The sequence below is a fragment of the Tsukamurella strandjordii genome (assembly GCF_039525985.1).
In the GTDB taxonomy this organism is placed as follows: Bacteria; Actinomycetota; Actinomycetes; order Mycobacteriales; family Mycobacteriaceae; genus Tsukamurella; species Tsukamurella strandjordii.
Genome location: NZ_BAAAII010000004.1, coordinates 477,446 through 495,526 on the forward strand (window position 1 = coordinate 477,446; position 18,081 = coordinate 495,526).

Genomic DNA, 18,081 nt, shown 5'->3' on the forward strand with positions numbered 1-18,081 from the left:
GAAATATCGCCGCGGTCGCCGTGCGTGCGGTTACGATTGCAGCGACTGGGGTGTTCATCGATGGTACCTTCAGGATGAGTAGCATGTGAATCCCTAGCAAAGATGGAAAGTGCAAATGACAGCGGATATCCCGGCGTTAATATTGCAATACATTGAGCATCAGCTGAAGGCGACGTCGGGTTCTGTACCATCTGTGTCGATGGATTTCGCTCAAGAAAATCCTGCAAGCGGGCGCGGGCGCGCCAAGTACCGGATCCGTTCTTGCGTCGGCGAAGTAGTGGAGAGAGCGTTACAGGTCATCGACAGTCGCGGATTCACCGTGGCGAATTGTGAGATCCAAGCACCACGTGACGGACTCGTCGTTGTGGAGTGGGTAAGCTATTCTGAACCCGGTAAGGCGCCGTTTAATGTGCGGGCAGGGCAACGTCCCAGAGCGCTGAATCCTTTTGAGAGAGCGGTTTTTAAGAAACTTGCTCCGCTTTTCTGGGATGAGCGCTACGGCTATGCCCGATCTGGTCAATTTGTCGATCAAATCGATTGGATGAAAGTTTCTGGCGAAGATTCTAGTAGTCGAGAAATAGTTGTCGAAGTTGGTGGTCCTGCACTATCTCCAATTGAAGGATTCGATCCAGGGTTGTACCTGAAAAATGATGGAAAAATAGTCGGTGAGATCCATGTAGAGATTAGCGCGCACGGGTTTCTTGACATGGTTCGAGTCTCCTTTTGGTCGGGAGATTCTGCCTGGGACGGTAAAGAACGTGTTGGATTTGATCAGGTGGTCGATGTGTTTCCAGACATTCAGGAACATGGTTAGTGAACGAGTGATTTGATGCTATTCCTGGTGGCTATCGGCACGCGAACAGTAGTGAGGAAGGTCTTGTTCTTAACGCATCTTCCTCGGATCTGATTCGCGTGATGACGGAACTATCCTGAGAGGTAGTATCTGCCGATTTCACTGATTTCGGTTGGTTCGAGGGCGAGGCGACGATCGAAGGTGATTCGAAGTCCGGCGAATGCTCATCCCGCCCGAAGTCGATCGGGGTGTGGCGGCGTGCTTGCGGGGTAGGTGCTGGCCTGGCGCACGCTAACCGCTTCCCGGCGGCGTCCCCGTTCGCTACGAGTCGAATGTGTCCGGTGGTGTGCGTCGTGCTGTCGGGCATGTGGCCGCACAAGCTGTGGCGCACGACCGGGGTTGATTCGACAGCGGCCCGGGCGTTCGCCTACCATGGACGGGTTGCCTGTCGCCTCGCGCGTCGGGTGACGGACCGCGCGTGTTCGGGTCGGTAATCCGGCGCGCATGAAAATCCAGGTCTGAGGAGACAAGCTAGTGATTCAGCAGGAATCGCGAGTGCGTGTCGCCGACAACACCGGGGCGAAGGAAATCCTTTGCATCCGCGTGCTCGGTGGCAGCTCGCGCCGCTACGCCGGCATCGGTGACGTCATCGTCGCCACCGTCAAGGACGCGATCCCCGGCGGCAACGTCAAGCGCGGCGAGGTCGTCAAGGCCGTGATCGTGCGCACCGCCAAGGAGCGCCGCCGTCCGGACGGCTCGTACATCAAGTTCGATGAGAACGCCGCCGTCATCATCAAGAACGACAACGATCCTCGTGGCACCCGCATCTTCGGCCCGGTCGGCCGCGAGCTGCGCGACAAGAAGTTCATGAAGATCGTCTCGCTGGCTCCGGAGGTGCTCTAACCATGAAGGTGCACAAGGGCGACACCGTTCTCGTGATCTCGGGACCCGACAAGGGCGCTAAGGGCAAGGTCGTCGAGTCCTTCCCGAAGGCCGACAAGGTCCTCGTCGAGGGCGTCAACCGGATCAAGAAGCACACCAGCACTTCCGCCACCGCGCAGGGCGGGATCGAGGTCAAGGAAGCCCCGATCCACGTCTCCAACGTGATGGTCGTCGACTCGGACGGTAACCCGACCCGCGTGGGCTACCGGACCGACGAGGAGACCGGCAAGCGCGTGCGGATTTCCCGCAAGAACGGGAAGGACATCTGAGATGACTACCTCTGAGAAGACTCAGCCGCGCCTGAAGGCGCGCTACCGCGCCGAGATCAAGGACGCGCTGAACACCGAGTTCAACTACGACAACGTCATGCAGATCCCCGGCGTGGTCAAGGTCGTCGTCAACATGGGCGTCGGCGACGCCGCCCGCGACGCCAAGCTGATCAACGGCGCCATCAAGGACCTCGAGCTGATCACCGGCCAGAAGCCGGAGGTCCGCAAGGCCCGCAAGTCCATCGCGCAGTTCAAGCTGCGTGAGGGCATGCCGATCGGTGCGCGCGTCACGCTGCGCGGCGACCGCATGTGGGAGTTCCTCGATCGCCTCACCTCGATCGCGCTGCCCCGTATCCGCGACTTCCGCGGCCTCAACGGCAACCAGTTCGACGGCAATGGCAACTACACGTTCGGCCTGAACGAGCAGTCGATGTTCCACGAGATCGACGTGGACAAGATCGACCGCCCGCGCGGTATGGACATCACCGTCGTCACCACTGCCACCAACAATGAGGAAGGCCGCGCGCTGCTCAAGCACCTCGGCTTCCCCTTCAAGGAGAACTGAGCCATGGCAAAGAAGGCGCTGGTCAACAAGGCCAACAAGAAGCCGAAGTTCGCCGTTCGCGCGTACACCCGTTGCAACAAGTGCGGCCGGCCGCACTCGGTGTTCCGTAAGTTCGGCCTCTGCCGTATCTGCCTGCGCGAGATGGCGCACGCGGGCGAGCTCCCCGGTGTGCACAAGAGCAGCTGGTGAGTAGTTCCCGGTAACGGGAACCCGATTCACGCGAGGGCGCGCCTCCACTTCGGTGGGGGCGCGCCCTTCGTCATGGGCGCCCCGCGTGGTTCGCGGACGGCGTAAACGCGCCTCGAACAGGCGACATGCGTCACGAATCCGGTAACGGACTTTCCCCGTTACCGATCGGTTAACTAGTATTTCACCTCATGTTGGTGCGTGCAGACCAGGCGCTACCACGCGAGCCGCGTGGGGAGCGGCCCGACCGTCGGTGGGGACGGCGTGAGTGGACCTGGGTGGTCGTGGTCATGGTGGGCTTCGTGCTCGCCGTGGAAGCCGCCGCCCTGGCCTACGGACTCCGCGGGCCGGTGCGGCTTCTGGGTGACGACTTCGTGGGCCGCCCCGTTGCGGGTGAGGTGAAGGTCGCGGGCCTCGCGCTCGCCGTCATGTGCATGCCGCAGCGCTTCCGCTGGCCCTTCCTCGGCACCATCGCCGGCGTCGAGGTCCTGTTCAACCTGCAGCGCTACCTCGCGGGCGTGCACCTGCACTTCGGCAACGGCGTGATGTGGGCGCTGGCCGGTCTCGCGATCTACGCGCTGTGGAAGCTCACCGGCCGCGAGCAGGAGGCGGTGCTCAAGGCCGTCGGCATCGCCGCCGTCCTCATCGTGACCAGCCGGGTGGCCGGGGTGTGGCTCGAACTCACCATGCAGGCGCTGCCCTTCGTGGCCGACTGGTTCGTGGAGGTGGCCGACCGTGCGCTGGGCAGCCCGTCGTGGGTGATGGGCCGGTTCGTGAACGAGCACCAGTGGTACCTGTGGCTGATCACCAAGGTGTACACCTACCTGCCCGTGGGCGCCGCCGTGGTCGCGTACTTCCAGCTGCGCCGCAGCTCCACCGAGGGCTTCCCGCGGCATCACATCGTGCGGTCGTTCATACTGATCGGCGCCATCGGGCCGATCGTCTACTTCCTGTTCCCCGTGGTCGGTCCCGCCTACGCCTTCGGCAATCAGGTGCCTGGTGCCGCCTGGCTGGACGTGTGGCCCAACGTGGTGCCCAGCTCGCTGGAACCGATCTCCGCGTACTACAGCCAGTTGGCGCCGCGGAACTGCATGCCCAGCCTGCACACCGCGTGGGCCACGGCCATCCTGCTGCACGCGCTGCGCGGACCACGGCTGCTCAAGGCCTTCGGTGTCTTCTGGTTCGTGTGCACGATCTCGGCCACGCTCGGCATCGGCGCCCACTACGGCATCGACCTGGTGGCCGGATTCATCTTCGCGCTCACGCTGGAGACGGCGCTGGTGCGGCCCGAGGACGGCTGGCATCGCCGGCGCCTGGTGACCATCGCCGGCGCCTGGTGACCATCGCCGGGGGAGCGAGCGCCTTCGCCGCGATCCTGCTGGCCACCCGCTACCTCAGCGTGCCCATGGCGCAGAGCGGCCCGGTCGCGGCGATGCTGCTGCTCGGTGCCGCCGCCGCGATGGCCTACGCCTTCTACCGGGTCGCGTACCCGGAGGCCTCGGAGACCCGCCTCGGCGCGGTGGTCGACGGTGCCGTGCCCGCGGTGCTGCCGGATCCGGCGCAGGCGCCTCGTCTGCGCGCCTGACCGCGCGATAGGTTCTCCTGGTGAGCGGGAATCGGCAGCGACGCGGGCGGGGACCGGTCATCGCGGTGGCCGCGGCCGCCGCCCTCATCGCCCTCATGGTGCTGCGCCCGGTGGGGCCGATACCCCTGCTGCTGCTCGGTGGCGTGGCGGCGCTGGCGCTGATCATCGGGGTGTCCGGCGGCGGGAGCCCGACGGCGGGTCTGGCTCAGCCCCACGCTGCCCCCACCGGGCGGCCCCGTCCGTCGGCGCGCGCAGCCGCGCCCGCACCGAAGCCGAGCCGACGCGAGCGCTGGGACCGCGCCCGCACCCGGCACGACGAGGTGCTCTCGGAGTACGGCGCCTACGAGCTCGATCCCGAGATGCTGCTGCGCTTCCCGGCCATGTGGGACCTCGGCGCCGAGAAGGTGATGGCCTTCCACGACGCGCTCGATCACGCCGGAGCGCTGCGCACCGACGATTTCCCCGGCGATACGGCCCGCGCCGATGAGTACGCCGAGGCCGTCACCGACCTGCGCGCCGCGTGGTTCGCCGCGGATCGCTACGCCCGCAGCACCGGTGTCGACAATCTCGCTCCCGAGGACGCCCGGGATCTGGATCGCGGCCTCAAGCTGTACCGGCACGCGCAGGCGGCGCAGGCCGCGGAACGCGCCGCCTACCTCGATCAGGTGGTGTCCACGGTGGACCGGCTGGTGGATCGCGGCGTGATCACCCGCACCCCGGCTCTGCGCGCGGAACTGGAGAGCCGCGCCCGCAAGGCCATCGAGGGATAGTCCGTTCGATCCTCGAACCGACCGTCGTGCGAATGCGACGCGCGTGTGAAGGTTTGTTACGTATGTGACTGATGTTGCGTATGGTGTTGGTGTGGATATGACGCGCAGGGCGATGCTCGCCATGGCGGCAGCCACCGTTCCGGCGACGATGCTCGCCGCGCGGGCGGCTGCCGACCCCGGATCAGGACCCGGCTCGGGCGGGACGGTGCCCGGTACTCCCGGTGCGGCCCCCGCCGCTGCGGCGACGCGCTGGACGCCGGAGCGCGCGCAGCAGTGGCGCCAGCAGGTCGGCTGGATGGTGGGCTGCAACTTCATCAACGCCAACGCCGGGAACCAGTTCGAGATGTTCCAGGCGCAGACCTTCGACACCAACCGGATCAACACCGAGTTGGCCTGGGCCCGCGGACTGGGGATGAGCGTGATCCGCGTCTTCCTTCAGGATCAGCTGTGGACAGCCGACCCGGCCGGGTTCAAGCAGCGGCTCGACACCTTCCTGTCGATCGCCGCCGCCAACGGCATTCGCACCATGTTCGTGCTCTTCGACTCCTGCTGGGACCCGAACCCCAAGCCCGGTGTGCAGCGCGAGCCCACGCCCGGTGTGCACAACTCGACCTGGGTGCAGAGCCCCGGCGCGGCCGGACTCACCAATGCCGACACCAGCGCGCTGCAGGCCTACGCCACCGGCGTGGTGTCCGCGTTCGCGCAGGATCCGCGCGTGGTGGCTTGGGACGTGTGGAACGAGCCGGAGAACCTCGCCGATTCGTACCCGCTGAGCCCGCCCGACAAGGTGGCCCGCGTGGCGCAGTTGCTGCCCAAGGCCTTCGAGTGGGCGCGGGCGGGCAATCCCTCGCAGCCGCTCACCTCGGGCGTGTGGGCCGATACCCGGCCGGAGATCCGCACCATCCAGCTGGAGCAATCCGATGTGATCAGCTTCCACAGCTACGATCCGCCGGAGAAGTTCCGCGCCATGGCCGCCGATCTGGCGAAGCAGGGGCGGCCGCTGCTGCTCACCGAGTACATGGCCCGCCCGCAGGGCAGCCGGATCGAGACCATCCTGCCGATCTGCAAGGAACTCAAGATCGACGCCATGCAGTGGGGATTCGTGGCCGGCCGCAGCCAGACCTACTACCCCTGGGACTCGTGGAAGCAGCCGTACGTGGGCGTGCGCCAGCCGCAGGAGTGGTTCCACGACATCCTCTGGCCCGACGGTAAGCCGTACCGGGACGCCGAGATCGCGACGATCCGGCAGCTCACGGCCGGCACCGTCCCGCCGGCCCCCGCGGCTCCGGCCGCTCCCGCCGCCCCGGCCGCCCCGGGCCAGGCCCCGGCTCCGCAGCAGGCAGTGGCTCCGCAGCAGCAGGCCGCGCCCGCACCGGCACCGCAGCAGCCGCCCCCGGCCGCGCAGTAGCCGTCGGCCGCGATCGGGGTCAGTCCGTGCGGACGAAGGCCCCGTCGAGCTGGTAGTAGGCCGACGCATTCGACCCCGGCCCGAGGCCGACCCGCATGATCGGCGCGGCGACCCGCGACGACGGGGCCTCCCGGTCCTGGTCGATCTCGAGTCCGATCGCGTGCGCGTCGATGGGCGGGACTGAGAAGCGTCGCTCCACATCGGCCCGCGCCCGTTCGATCCCGGCGGGGTCGACCGCGGTCAACGCGAACGAAGTGGCACTCGTCGAGCCGACGGGCCGCAGCGCGATCTCGGGGAACCGGCCCACGACCTCCGTGAGGGTGCCGCTGCGGCCCGGACCGTCCACGCGGATCTCGAGCACGCCGCGCGCGGAGCCGGACGGCCCGACGGAGCCCACATTGCTCCCGAAGGACTTGTACTCGAAGCTGTCGATCACGGGCCGGTTCGGGTCGATCCCGTTGTCGCGCAGCAGTCGTTGCGCGATGGGGAGCGCACCGTCGACCTTCGCGAGTGCCAGGTTGTCGGGCAGATTCCCGGACGGATCGGCCTCGGCCGTGAAGTCGGCGACGGCGATCGTGGCCACGAGGCGCTTGTCCGAGCTGCGGCGCCCGATCTCGATCTTGTCGGAGCGGTCGTCGGACCGATCCACGCCGAGTGTGGTCGCGGCGGCGCGCGCCTTCGTCGCCGCCGCGGTCAGATCGAGGCCGGCGATATCGGCGGCGCGGAAGGCCGCATCGGCTCGATCCGTGGTGGAGCTGCGGCTCGGCTGATTCCACGACGGCGTGCCCAGGCGGGAGTACTGGAACCAGATCGATTGGCCCTTGGCCAGATCCAGCAGCCGGATCTGCGTCCAGTTCTCGTCGATCTCGATGCGGAGGATCGCGTTGGTGCTGCCCGGAAAGAGCTCCTCCGCCTTCGCGAGCACGGTGCGCAGCTCCGTCGACGGGTCGACGACGGCCTTCTGCTTCGCCGCCCCGAGCGCGGAAGTGCTGCGTTCCTCGGAGATCACGGCGACGGCGGGAATGCCGGCGGACAGCACGAGGATCCCGGTGATCAGCAGGCTCACGGCCACGGTGCCCGACGGTGCCCGTCGCAGCCGGTAGGCCAGCGCGACGATCGCCGCCACGGTCCCCACGGCCCAGATCGTGGCCGCGGTGCCGCTGCTCACGCTGGCGCCCACGAGCCCCACCGTGGTCACCGCCACCAGCGCCACGGCGGCCGTCGACGCCTGCTTCGCGGTCAACTCGCCCTCTGCCACGTCGATCAGGGTATCCGTCGCCGTCGTGCACGAATCAGGGTGAGCCCAACGCGTGTGTTCGCAAGTGCAGGCAACTTACGGTCGCGCTATCGGGGCCGTCCGGCTCCCGGGCCAACGAGGAGACCACCATGACCGCTTCGACCACCGGCGCGCTCACCGCCATCATCGACGTCACCCGCGACGCCGTCACCCGCAACACCGCCAACGCCCACGTGGTCTTCTCGGCCTCGGCGGTGCCGCAGGGCACCGTCGGCAGTGTGACCACCGCCCGGCAGCACAAGCTCGCCGTCGATGAGCCGCCCACCCTCGGCGGCGAGGACACCGCGATCAACCCGGTGGAGGCGTACCTCGGTGCCCTGCTCGCCTGTCAGGTGGTGACCTACCGCTTCTACGCCGACAAGCTCGGCGTCACGATCGACGAGCTGGCGCTCAGCGCCGAGGGCGATCTCGACGTGCGCGGCTTCTTCGGCCTCGACGAGAGCGTGCGTCCCGGTTTCACCGCCGTCCGCGTCACCGTGAACATCTCCGGCCCGGATTCCGAGGAGCGCTACCGCGAGTTGACCGACACCGTCGATGCGCACTGCCCGGTGCTCGACCTCACCCAGAACCCGACGCCCGTCACCACCACGCTGGTGGTCGGCTAGCTGCCGGAGCCCTCGCCGGCGGAGGAGGTCGCCTTCTCGGTGGCCTCCGCCGTCGTGGCGGTCCCGGCATCGGCCGGCGTGGCCGACGGTGCGGCAGCGCCGGTTTCGGTGGTCGACGGTGCGGGCGTCTCCTCGGTGCTCGGGGCCTCCGGTTGCGCGCTGGCCGTTGCGGGCGTGGTGGACGATGCCTCCGGAGCCGGCGTGGTCGTGGCGGCCGGGGCCGACGGCTCGGTGGTCGCGGCAGCCGGGGTCGAATCCGCCTCGGTGGAGACCTCGGGTGTCGCCGCGTTCGCCGTCACGCCGGCGGCGATGGCAGGCGCGGGTTCGGTGGCGGGCTGCTCGATCGCCGGCGTGGCGGGGCTCGCGAACACCGGCTTGGGGATCACGGAGTCGGCGTCGACGTTCGGGCCGAACAGGCTCAGGAGTCGGTTCAGCTGGGTGTCCGGGATGGTGGGCCCCACGACGGGCGGAGCGGCGCCCTCGATCTCGGCGATCAGCTGTCGGTATCGCGCGAGCGGGCTCGCCGTGGCGACGACGGGTGTCTCGGGCGCGGTGGTGATCGCGACCTTGCCGGTGGCGAAGTAATCCAGCACGGCCTGGTTGAGCACGCCGTCGGTTCGGCGGAACAGGCCGTGGTCGCCACCGTCGACGGTGATGAGGTTGCCGCCCAACTGGTCGGCGAGGACGCGTCCGCCGGCAGCCACGGTGGCGGGGTCCTTGAGGCTCTGCAGCAGCAGGGGCGCGGTGGTGAGGCCGGCGCCGGAGTACTCCGGCGTCTTCACGTACCCGTAGCCCATGAAGCGATAGCCTTCCGAGATCATGTACTTGGCCTGGATGCTGGCGCTGGACTCGCCGGCCGCGATGGCATCCTGGTAGGCCTTTTCGGCGGCCTCCTGAAGCGCGACGTACTTCGGATCAGGTTCGGTGCCGGCAGGATTCTTGGCGGCGGTAATCGAGTTCTCGTTCACCGCGGTTCCCTGGTAGCCGGACAGTCCGGTGCCGTCGCTGACCATGGCCGACCTCGGGGCGAGTCGCTTCGCGAAGGCCTGGATCTCCTCCACCGACACCTTGTTCGCCTCGATGAGCTTCATGACCGAGGCTTCGGCCAGAGGACGCATGGCGAAGTCGATCTGCGCGGCGTAATCCGACCAGCTGGAGCGGTCGTACGCCATGGAGAGCGCGTTGGTCATCAGGCCGCTGTCGCCGTACCCACGGGCGGCGTCGAGTGAGTACACCTCTCCGGATTTCACGGCGGCGGCCAGGCGCGCGGCGTAGTCGATCTTGGACACGCCCTGGATCACGGTGTTGAGGTCGGGAAGGATCGCCGCGGCGGAGGGGCGGAGCTTCTCGGGGAGGTCGGCCTCGCGGAGTGCGGGCGGCAGGTAGTTGTAGACCCAGGAGTTCGAGTCCTCCAGGAGGCGTGCCGTGTTCCAGGCGGAGTACACCTTGTAGGGGGTGTCGCCGAGACCGAAGACCTCGTTGTTGGCGGCTGCCCAGTCGAAGAAGTCGTACAGCCGCCGTTCCATCGCGAGCGCGCTGGCAGCGATCTTGAAGGTGCCACCCCCGATTCCCAGTGTGGCCGGGTTGACGTTGGAATCGAGCACCATCTTGTCCACGTTGCTCGGGAACAGGGTGGCGTAGGCGGCGCCGAGTTGGGTGCCCCAGGAGGCGCCGTAGTAACTGATCTTGTCCAGCCCCATGGCCTTACGGAGCTCATCCATATCGCGGGCCACGTTCTCGGTGGTGAGCGTTCGGCGGTAAGCCTGATCGGCTACTTCCTCGCACTCGGTCTTGGTGCTGCACACGTCGCTGGTGGCGTGTTCGAGGCCGCGCGGTTGCAGGGCGATGAGGGCGTAGTCGCGGTACATCTCGGTGGGGGTCCCGCCGAAGAAGTCCTTCCTCCAGAAGTCGAGGGCGGAGCCGCCCGGTCCGCCGGGGTTGCCGAGGATCACGCCCTTGGGGGTGCCGGTGGGGAGGAAGCCGGTGGCCAGGATGTTGAACGTGCCGGCGGACGGGTTGGCGTAGTCCATGGGCACGGTGATGGTGGTGCACTTCGCCGCCGCACCGTCCGGTCCGGTGACGACCACATCGGCGGGGCAGTCACCCCAGGTGGCCGTGGAGGCGGTGGTGGTGGCCGCTGCCGGTGCCAGGGTGAAGCCGACGGAGGGAACCAGGGTGACGATCATCGCGGTTGCGAGGGACATCCCGAGTGATCGGCGTGAGCGAGGGGGACGGGGCGCGGTGACGCGGGGGCTGGACATGCGGATCCTTCACATGGGGAAGCTAATGGCGGGTGTGCCGTCGATGTTGCGGTAGCGATCTAAGCACAAGGATGGTCCGATATGGCCGGTTGGCAGCAAACGATGTCGGTCCGGGCGAGAAATGCGTCCGCCCTGCACATCCGGTGTCCGGGTCCGGAGGTATGCGAACGGCCGGCCCCGCGTGGATCGCAGGACCGGCCGTTCGCTAGCACAGGTTTACGTGCCGCTGGTGCTTCCGGAATCGGCGGTGCTCGCCTTCTCGGTGGGCTCCGATGTGGTGGCCGACTTCTCGGTTGTCTTCTCCGCGGGGGCGGAGTCGGTGGTGGTCTTGTCGGTGGTCGACGGTGCGCCGGTCCCGGCGGTTGCCGGCGTGCTGTCGGTGATCGACGGTGCGGTGTCGGTCTTGCTGGTGTCGGTCTTGCTGGTGGTGGGCGTGCCGGTGGTGGCGGTTCCCGTTGTCGGCGAGCCTGTTTCGGTGGCAGCGACAGTGGGGCGGTCGGACTTCGGGTTCGAGGTCGCGGGTGCGGTCGCCGGTGCCGCGACTGCTGCCGAGGCGGTGGTGGTGTCGGGTGTGCTTGCCGCCGTGGGGAGTCCGCCGGCGAGTGTGGTGCTGGCGGCGAGTGCGGGTGTGGGTTCCTTGGTCGCGGTGCTGGTTTGGCTCGGGGCCGGTGTGCTGGGTGCGGCGAAGGTCGGCTTGGGCACGATGGAGTTGGCGTCTACGTTGGGGCCGAGCCAGCTGAGGATCCGGTTGAGCGGGGTATCGGGAATGGTGGGGCCAACAACTGTGGGGCCGACGATCCCGTTGTCGGCGAGCAGTTTGCGGATCGGGGTGAGGAAGTTGCGCGCTACGGCGGGTGCCTCGGGGGCGGTGGTGATATCGACCTTCCCGGTCGCGAGATACTTGAGGACGGCCTGATCGACCGCGGTGCTGCCGCCACGGAACACCACGTGATCACCGCCGCTGACGGTGATCAGCTTGCCGCCGAGCTGCTCGGCGAGAACGCGACCACCGGAAGCGGCGGTGGCGGGGTCGCCGAGGCTCTGGAGGAGCAGCGGCCCGGTCGCTAGGCCCGCGCCCGAGAACTCGAGGGGCTTGATTTTGCCGTCAATCATGAAGAGGTAGCCGAGGTAGGTCTGGTACTTGGATCGGATACTCGCGCTGGACTCCCCAGCTGCAATGGCGTCGTCGACGGATTTCCGCGCTGCATTCCGCAGTTCGATGAGTTTGGGGTCGGGCTTGCGCCCGGCGGCCTCGTCGATGGCCGCGTCGCCCGTGGCCTGGTTCACCGCATTACCCTGTAGGCCGCTCAGCCCGCCCCCGCTTCCGACGGCCGCCGACGCCCCGCTGAGCCCTCCTGTGAAAGTGCGGAATTCCTCTTCGCTGAGTTTGCCGGTGGTGACCAGGTTCTGCAGGCCCGCGAAATCGAGAGGGCGCAGGGTCATATCGACCAAAGAGGCGTATCCCGACCACAGCTGTCGGGTGTACATCATGAGTGTCCCGGCTGACATGAGCGACCCGATCTGTTGACCGGTTGCGGGGGTGTCGCTGTACGCCGTGCGGGCCTTCACGGCGGCGGCGAAGCGCTCGGCGTAGTCGCGTTTGGACATGCCCTGCACGACGGTGTTGAGATCGGGGAGAATCTTGGCGGCGAGGGGGCGGAGTTCCTGGGGGAGGTCGGCCTCGCGGAGCGCGGGCGGCAGGTAGTTGTCGATCCACGCCTGCGGGTTCTCCATCAGACGCGCAGTGTTCCAGGCGGAGAACACCTTGTACGGGGTGTCGCCGAGGCCGAAGACATTATTGTTGGCGGCGGCCCAATCGAAGAAGTCGTACAGCCGCCGCTCAGACGCCAGGGTGCTCTCGGCCTCGGCGAATTGCCTACTACCTACCGCGAGTGTCGCGGGGTTGATGTTGGAGTCGAGCACCATTTTGTCGACCTGTTGCGGGAAGAGGGTGGCGTAGGTGGCGCCGAGTTGGGTGCCCCAGGAGGCGCCGTAGTAGCTGATCTTGTCCAGCCCCATGGCCTTGCGGAGCTCATCCATATCGCGGGCGATGTTCTCGGTGGTGAGCGTCTTCCGGTACGCCTCGTCGGCCTTGATGCGGCACTCCTCTGCGGTGCTGCACACCGCGCTGACGGCGTGTTCGAGGCCGCGGGGTTGCATGCCGATGAGGGCGTAATCGCGATACATCTCCGCGGGGGTGCCATTGCCCTTGCCCCAGAAGCCGAGTGCGGAGGTGCCCGGTCCGCCGGGGTTGCCGAGGATCACGCCCTTGGGGGTGCCGGTGGGGAGGAAGCCGGTGGCCAGGATGTTGAAGGTGCCTGTGGCCGGGTTGGCGTAGTCCATGGGCACGGTGATGGTGGTGCACTTGGGGGCTTCGCCGTTGGGGCCCTTGGCGGTCACGTCAGAGGGGCAGTCGCCCCAGCTCGCCGACGGGGTGGAGGTGGTGGCGCCCGCCGGTGCCAAGGTGAAGCCAGCGACGGGTGCGAGGGTCACGATCATCGCCGTGGCGAGCGACATGCCGAGCGGGCGGCGGGAGCGAGTGGGCCGGGGTGCAGTGGTGCTGGGCATGCGATTCCTTCACACGAGGGGAGTCCGGTGTCCATCCGATTGCGTGTTTGCGATAGCGGCGCGCACACAACCGTTGTCACGCTACGGTAGCGCGCTCCGCGCCGCGCCCCGCCGGGCTTCATGGAACCGTCACATTCCCCGCGAGCCCCCCGGCCGAAGCCGAACGCGGCCAGTCCGTGTTACTCGCGCGTTAAGGCCTTGTTGCGGGCTGGGTTCCTCGACTGTTGCGGTGCCAGAATCTCCGCATGCATCTGACCACGGGCGATACGGAGAAGCTGCTGCTGTCCGTTGCCGGGATGGTGGCCCGCGACCGGCTCAGCCGCGGCGTCGCACTCAACTACCCCGAGGCCGTCGCGCTGCTGAGCACCTGGGTCATCGAACGCGCCCGCGAGGGCCGCTCCGTGCCCGACCTCATGGAGGAGGGGCGCCGCGTACTCACCCGCGACCAGGTGATGCCCGGTGTCCCCGAGATGATCGCCGACGTCCAGGTGGAGGCCACCTTCCCCGACGGCCGCAAGCTCGTGACCCTGCACCACCCGATCGACTGAGGCGCACTGATGGCACACACGAGCGACACCGGCCCCGGCGCCATCCGGGTGCGGCCCGGCACCCTTGAACTCAATCCCCGGCCCGACGACGAGCGGCTCACCCTGGTCTTCGTCAACACCGGCGACCGGCCCGTGCAGATCGGCTCGCACCTGCACCTGCCCGACGCCAACAGCGCCCTCGAATTCGATCGCGCTGCGGCGCACGGCTACCGGCTCGACATCCCGTCGGGCACCTCGCAGCGGTTCGAACCCGGCGCCTCCCGCACCCTGGACGCCGTGACGATCCGGGGCCTGCGCCGCGTACCCGGCCTGCAGATCGGCCGTGACCCCGAACTGGGAGCCCTCTGATGCGCATCGACCGCGAACGTTACGCCGCGATCTACGGCCCCACCGCGGGCGATCAGGTGCGGCTCGCCGACACCGACCTGTGGATCGAGATCGAGAAGGACCACACCGTGGGCGGCGAGGAGGCGGTGTTCGGCGGCGGCAAATCGATCCGCGAATCCATGGCCCAATCCGCCGTCACCCGCGCCCAGGGCGCCCTGGACACCGTGATCACCAATGCGATCGTCCTGGACTGGTGGGGCATCGAGATCGCCGATGTGGGCATCCGCGACGGCCGGATCGTGGCGCTCGGGCGGTCCGGCAACCCCGATGTGGCCGACGGCGTGCACCCCGACCTCGTGATCGGCCCCTCCACCGACGTGATCTCCGGCGAGGGCAAGATCCTCACCGCCGGCGCCATCGACTCGCACGTGCACCTGCTCTCGCCGTCGCAGCTGCACGAGGCCCTGTGCACCGGCATCACCACGGTGGTGGGCGGCGGCACCGGACCGTCCGAGGGCTCCAAGGCCACCACGGTGACCCCCGGCGCCTGGCACCTGTCCGCGATGCACCGTGCCCTCGACGGCATCCCGCTCAACGTGCTGCTGCTGGCCAAGGGCAACACCGTCTCGGCCGACGCGCTGAAGGAGCAGGCCCTCGGCGGCGCCGCCGGGTACAAGGTGCACGAGGACTGGGGCTCCACCCCGGCCGCGATCGACGCCGCCCTGCGCGCCGCCGACGACTGGGGCCTGCAGGTGGCGCTGCATTCCGACTCGCTCAACGAGGCCGGATTCGTGCAGTCCACCATCGATGCGATCGGCGGGCGCTCCATCCACGCCTTCCACACCGAGGGCGCCGGCGGCGGCCACGCACCCGACATCCTCACCGTGGCCTCGCTGCCGCACGTGCTGCCCGGGTCAACCAACCCCACGCTGCCGCACACCGTGAACACCGTGGCCGAACACCTCGACATGCTCATGGTGTGCCACCACCTCAATCCCGCTGTGCCCGAAGACCTCGCGTTCGCCGAGTCCCGCATCCGCGCCACCACCATCGCCGCCGAGGACGTGCTGCACGATATGGGCGCGCTGTCGATCACCAGCTCCGATGCGCAGGCCATGGGCCGGATCGGCGAAGTGGTGAGCCGCACCTGGCAGGTGGCGCACGTGATGAAGCACCGGCGCGGCAGCCTGGGCGGCGACGCCGACAACATCCGCGCCAAGCGGTACGTGGCGAAGTACACGATCAATCCCGCTGTGGCGCACGGCATCGACCACGAGATCGGCTCGGTGGAGCCGGGCAAGATGGCCGACCTGGTGCTGTGGGACCCGCGCTTCTTCGGCATCCGGCCCGAAGTGGTGATCAAGGGCGGCGCACTGGTGTGGGCCGCACTCGGAGACCCGAACGCCTCCATCCCCACGCCGCAGCCGGTGCTCATGCGCCCCACCTTCGGCGCCGACGCCGGAGCCGATCACGCCGTCACCTTCGTCTCGCCCGCCGCCCTCGACGACGGCCTCGCCGAGCGACTCGGACTGCGCCGCAAGCTGCTTGCGCTCGCACCCACCCGCGCGGTGACCAAGGCGCAGATGCTCGGCGGCAACGATGCACTGCCCGACATCCGGGTGGAACCCGACACCTTCCGGATCACCGTCGACGGTGACGAGATCGTGCCCGCGCCCGCCACCGAGCTGCCGCTCGCGCAGCTCTACAGCATGTTCTGATGATCGGCGCTCTCCCCGCCGGCGTGCTGGCCATGACGCTGGCCGACGCCCGGCTGCCCTCGGGTGGGCACGCCCACTCCGCGGGCATGGAACCCGCACTGCTGGGCGGCCTTCCGGCCACCCAGGCGGAGCCCCTGGCCCTGTCCCGGGCCCGTACCACCTCGCTCGTCGAGGCGGGCACCGCCGTCGTCGCCCGACATCGCGCCCTCGCCGGCGAGAGCCTCGCCCCCGTCGAGGCGGCGTGGGCCGCACGCACCCCCGCACCGTCGATGCGCGATGCGGCCCGGCTGCTGGGCCGCGGCTACCTGCGGCTCGCCCTGCGCCTGTGGCCCGACGACCCCGCGCTGCGCTCCCTGCCCCGCACCCCCGCGCGGGCCGTGGTGCTCGGCGCGATGGCCGCCGCCGCCGCGACCAGCGCCGAAGAACTCGTGCGTACCGTGGTCTACGACGAGGCCGCGTGCGCGGCGGCCGCCCTGCTCAAACTGGAGCCGGGCGATCCGGTGCTCGCCACCGAACTGGTGCTGCGCGTGTGCGCCGCCACCGAAGCCGAGGTGAGCGCCGTCGCCGCGCTCACGGATCCGGCGGACATCCCCGCCGGATCGACCCCGCAAGCCGAGGAGTGGGCGCAGGCCCACGCCGTGACGAACAAGAGGTTGTTCCGTGCCTGATACCCAGAACCCCACGCGCGCACTGCGGCTCGGCGTCGCCGGACCCGTCGGTACCGGCAAGAGCTCGCTCATCGCCACCATCTGCCGCACCCTGGCCGATCAACTGCGCCTCGGCGTGATCACCAACGACATCTACACCGACGAGGACGCCCGCTTCCTGCGCTCCGAGGGCGTGCTGGAGGCCGACCGGATCCGCGCCGTCGAGACAGGCGCCTGCCCGCACACCGCCATCCGCGACGATGTGACCGCCAACCTCATCGCGGTGGAAGACCTGGAGGCCGACCACGGCCCGCTGGACGTGGTGATCATCGAGTCCGGCGGCGACAACCTGACCGCCACCTTCTCGCCCGCGCTCGTCGACGCCCAGATCTTCGTGCTCGACGTGGCCGGCGGCGGCGATGTGGCCCGCAAGGGCGGCCCCGGTATCGCCCGCGCGGATCTGCTGGTGGTCAACAAGACCGACCTCGCGCAGTACGTCGGCGTCGACGTCCCGCAGATGGTGGCCGATGCCACCGCCGCCCGCGAGGGCGGACCCGTCCTCGCCCTCTCCCGCACCGATCCCACCTCGGTCACGCAGCTGGGGGAGTGGCTGCTGGGCCTGCGCACGCAGTACCTCGGCGGCGACCACGTGGCCGTCGACCCGGGCCCCATGGCCCCGCACTTCCACGCCGAGGACGACGAGCACGCGCACGACCACGATCACGCGCACCCGCATACTCACTAGGTGAGCGCAGCAGCAGTCGCGGTCCGGGCCGCGTCGCCGCGCGCGCACGTCGACCTGGTCGGGGGCACCATCGTGCCCCGGCTCGTGTCCCGCACGCCCGACGGTGCCCGCATCGCCCTGGTCGCGGGCGGCGCCCTGCTCCTGCCCGGCGACGAGGTGCGGATCGACATCACCGTGGGCGCCGGCGCGAGCCTGGAGCTCGAGGACATCGGCGGCACCGTCTGTTACGGCGAGGCCGACGGTGGCGGCCCCTGGTCCCGCTGGACCGTGCACGTGACCGTCGAGGCCGGTGGGCGGCTGCGGTGGGACGGCCTGCCGCTCGTGGTGGCCGACGGTGCGCGGGTGCACCGTCGAACCTCCGTGACGCTCGCCGAGGGCGCGACCGCCGTGCTCCGCGAGACCAGCGTGCTGGGCCGCACCGGCGAACGCGGCGGCGAGCTGCGCGCCGAATTCGTCGCAGCGGATGGGCTGCCCCTGCTCGTCGAGGACCTGCGCGTGCGCGGCGACGCCCCCGAACCCGGTGTGCTCGGCGGACGCCGCGTGTACGACACCGTGACCGCCCTCGGCTTCCGTCCGCCGACGGTGCCCGGGCTCGACGTGCTCGACCTCGACCGGCCCGGCGCCGTGGCCCGGTACCTGGGCGATGAGACCCACCGCAGCCCCCTCGACGGCGTCACCGCCGCCTGGACCGATGGCTAGGGCAACGAATAGATACGCCCCGACCTGCGGTTTTCCGCGGTTGTAAACAGATCTCGGTGTGGAGTTAACCCGGCGTAGCGTGCCGGAAACATCAGCGCGGCGCAGACGCAACACCGCGTTCCTACGTTTTCCGCCAGGCGGCGATGCC

General features: G+C 68.7%; 19 protein-coding genes. 16 read left to right on the plus strand and 3 right to left on the minus strand.

All coding sequences use genetic code 11. The features are described from left to right. Window positions 1–109: 109 nt before the first annotated feature. The 9 genes from ABD108_RS08325 (at window position 110) to ABD108_RS08365 (ending at window position 6,518) form a co-directional block, all read left to right on the plus strand. On the plus strand, window positions 110–814 hold the full coding sequence (locus ABD108_RS08325) for a hypothetical protein (RefSeq protein ID WP_343930025.1): 705 nt from the start codon (window positions 110–112) through the stop codon (window positions 812–814). A 513-nt stretch (window positions 815–1,327) separates the two neighbouring features. After that, entirely contained in the window at window positions 1,328–1,696 is a 369-nt protein-coding gene (gene rplN, locus ABD108_RS08330) for a 50S ribosomal protein L14 (protein ID WP_146561181.1), read from the plus strand. Window positions 1,697–1,698: 2 nt separating this feature from the next. Further along, entirely contained in the window at window positions 1,699–2,004 is a 306-nt protein-coding gene (rplX, locus tag ABD108_RS08335) for a 50S ribosomal protein L24 (protein ID WP_220657946.1), read from the plus strand. 1 nt (window position 2,005) lies between these two features. Then, entirely contained in the window at window positions 2,006–2,569 is a 564-nt protein-coding gene (gene rplE / locus ABD108_RS08340) for a 50S ribosomal protein L5 (protein ID WP_220657947.1), read from the plus strand. Between the two features lie 3 nt (window positions 2,570–2,572). After that, entirely contained in the window at window positions 2,573–2,758 is a 186-nt protein-coding gene (locus ABD108_RS08345; RefSeq protein WP_220657948.1) for a type Z 30S ribosomal protein S14, read from the plus strand. A gap of 188 nt (window positions 2,759–2,946) precedes the next feature. Continuing rightward, on the plus strand, window positions 2,947–4,095 hold the full coding sequence (locus ABD108_RS08350) for a phosphatase PAP2 family protein (protein WP_343930026.1): 1,149 nt from the start codon (window positions 2,947–2,949) through the stop codon (window positions 4,093–4,095). After that, window positions 4,092–4,340 (plus strand): hypothetical protein, encoded by a 249-nt coding sequence (locus ABD108_RS08355; RefSeq protein WP_343930027.1) that lies wholly within the window; start codon window positions 4,092–4,094, stop codon window positions 4,338–4,340. The genes ABD108_RS08350 and ABD108_RS08355 overlap by 4 nt, the downstream gene beginning before the upstream one ends. 20 nt (window positions 4,341–4,360) lie before the next feature. Beyond that, entirely contained in the window at window positions 4,361–5,110 is a 750-nt protein-coding gene (locus tag ABD108_RS08360; protein WP_343930028.1) for a hypothetical protein, read from the plus strand. Window positions 5,111–5,207: 97 nt separating this feature from the next. Beyond that, complete coding sequence (locus tag ABD108_RS08365; protein ID WP_304941253.1) at window positions 5,208–6,518, plus strand: cellulase family glycosylhydrolase; 1,311 nt, start codon at window positions 5,208–5,210, stop codon at window positions 6,516–6,518. A 19-nt stretch (window positions 6,519–6,537) separates the two neighbouring features. On the opposite strand, the gene ABD108_RS08370 is transcribed toward ABD108_RS08365, so the two are convergent. Further along, on the minus strand, window positions 6,538–7,776 hold the full coding sequence (locus tag ABD108_RS08370; protein ID WP_343930029.1) for a hypothetical protein: 1,239 nt from the start codon (window positions 7,774–7,776) through the stop codon (window positions 6,538–6,540). Between the two features lie 128 nt (window positions 7,777–7,904). Between ABD108_RS08370 and ABD108_RS08375 the strand changes: the two genes are divergently transcribed. Further along, window positions 7,905–8,420, plus strand: a complete 516-nt coding sequence (locus ABD108_RS08375) for an OsmC family protein (RefSeq protein ID WP_305111070.1) — start codon at window positions 7,905–7,907, stop codon at window positions 8,418–8,420. Here the strand turns inward: ABD108_RS08375 and ABD108_RS08380 are convergent. Together ABD108_RS08380 and ABD108_RS08385 are read right to left on the minus strand one after the other, a co-directional pair. After that, window positions 8,417–10,624, minus strand: a complete 2,208-nt coding sequence (locus ABD108_RS08380) for an alpha/beta fold hydrolase (RefSeq protein ID WP_343930030.1) — start codon at window positions 10,622–10,624, stop codon at window positions 8,417–8,419. The genes ABD108_RS08375 and ABD108_RS08380 overlap by 4 nt on opposite strands. A gap of 273 nt (window positions 10,625–10,897) precedes the next feature. Further along, window positions 10,898–13,249, minus strand: coding sequence for an alpha/beta fold hydrolase (locus ABD108_RS08385; RefSeq protein ID WP_343930031.1), 2,352 nt, complete (start codon window positions 13,247–13,249; stop codon window positions 10,898–10,900). 245 nt (window positions 13,250–13,494) lie between these two features. On the opposite strand from ABD108_RS08385, the gene ABD108_RS08390 reads away from it, so the two are divergent. From ABD108_RS08390 to ABD108_RS08415, 6 genes are read left to right on the plus strand one after another with little or no spacing between them, the layout of a single operon-like run. Further along, a complete protein-coding gene (locus ABD108_RS08390; protein ID WP_220657955.1) occupies window positions 13,495–13,797 on the plus strand; it encodes an urease subunit gamma in 303 nt (100 codons plus the stop codon). Between the two features lie 9 nt (window positions 13,798–13,806). Next, window positions 13,807–14,145, plus strand: coding sequence for an urease subunit beta (gene ureB, locus ABD108_RS08395; protein ID WP_305111066.1), 339 nt, complete (start codon window positions 13,807–13,809; stop codon window positions 14,143–14,145). Then, entirely contained in the window at window positions 14,145–15,842 is a 1,698-nt protein-coding gene (locus tag ABD108_RS08400; RefSeq protein WP_425579771.1) for an urease subunit alpha, read from the plus strand. The genes ureB and ABD108_RS08400 overlap by 1 nt, the downstream gene beginning before the upstream one ends. Further along, window positions 15,842–16,510, plus strand: coding sequence for an urease accessory protein UreF (locus ABD108_RS08405; RefSeq protein WP_343930032.1), 669 nt, complete (start codon window positions 15,842–15,844; stop codon window positions 16,508–16,510). Before ABD108_RS08400 ends, ABD108_RS08405 begins: the two co-directional genes overlap by 1 nt. Next, entirely contained in the window at window positions 16,503–17,234 is a 732-nt protein-coding gene (gene ureG / locus ABD108_RS08410; protein ID WP_220657958.1) for an urease accessory protein UreG, read from the plus strand. Before ABD108_RS08405 ends, ureG begins: the two co-directional genes overlap by 8 nt. Further along, window positions 17,235–17,933, plus strand: coding sequence for an urease accessory protein UreD (locus tag ABD108_RS08415; RefSeq protein ID WP_343930033.1), 699 nt, complete (start codon window positions 17,235–17,237; stop codon window positions 17,931–17,933). It begins immediately after the preceding gene. The last annotated feature ends 148 nt before the right edge of the window (window positions 17,934–18,081 follow it).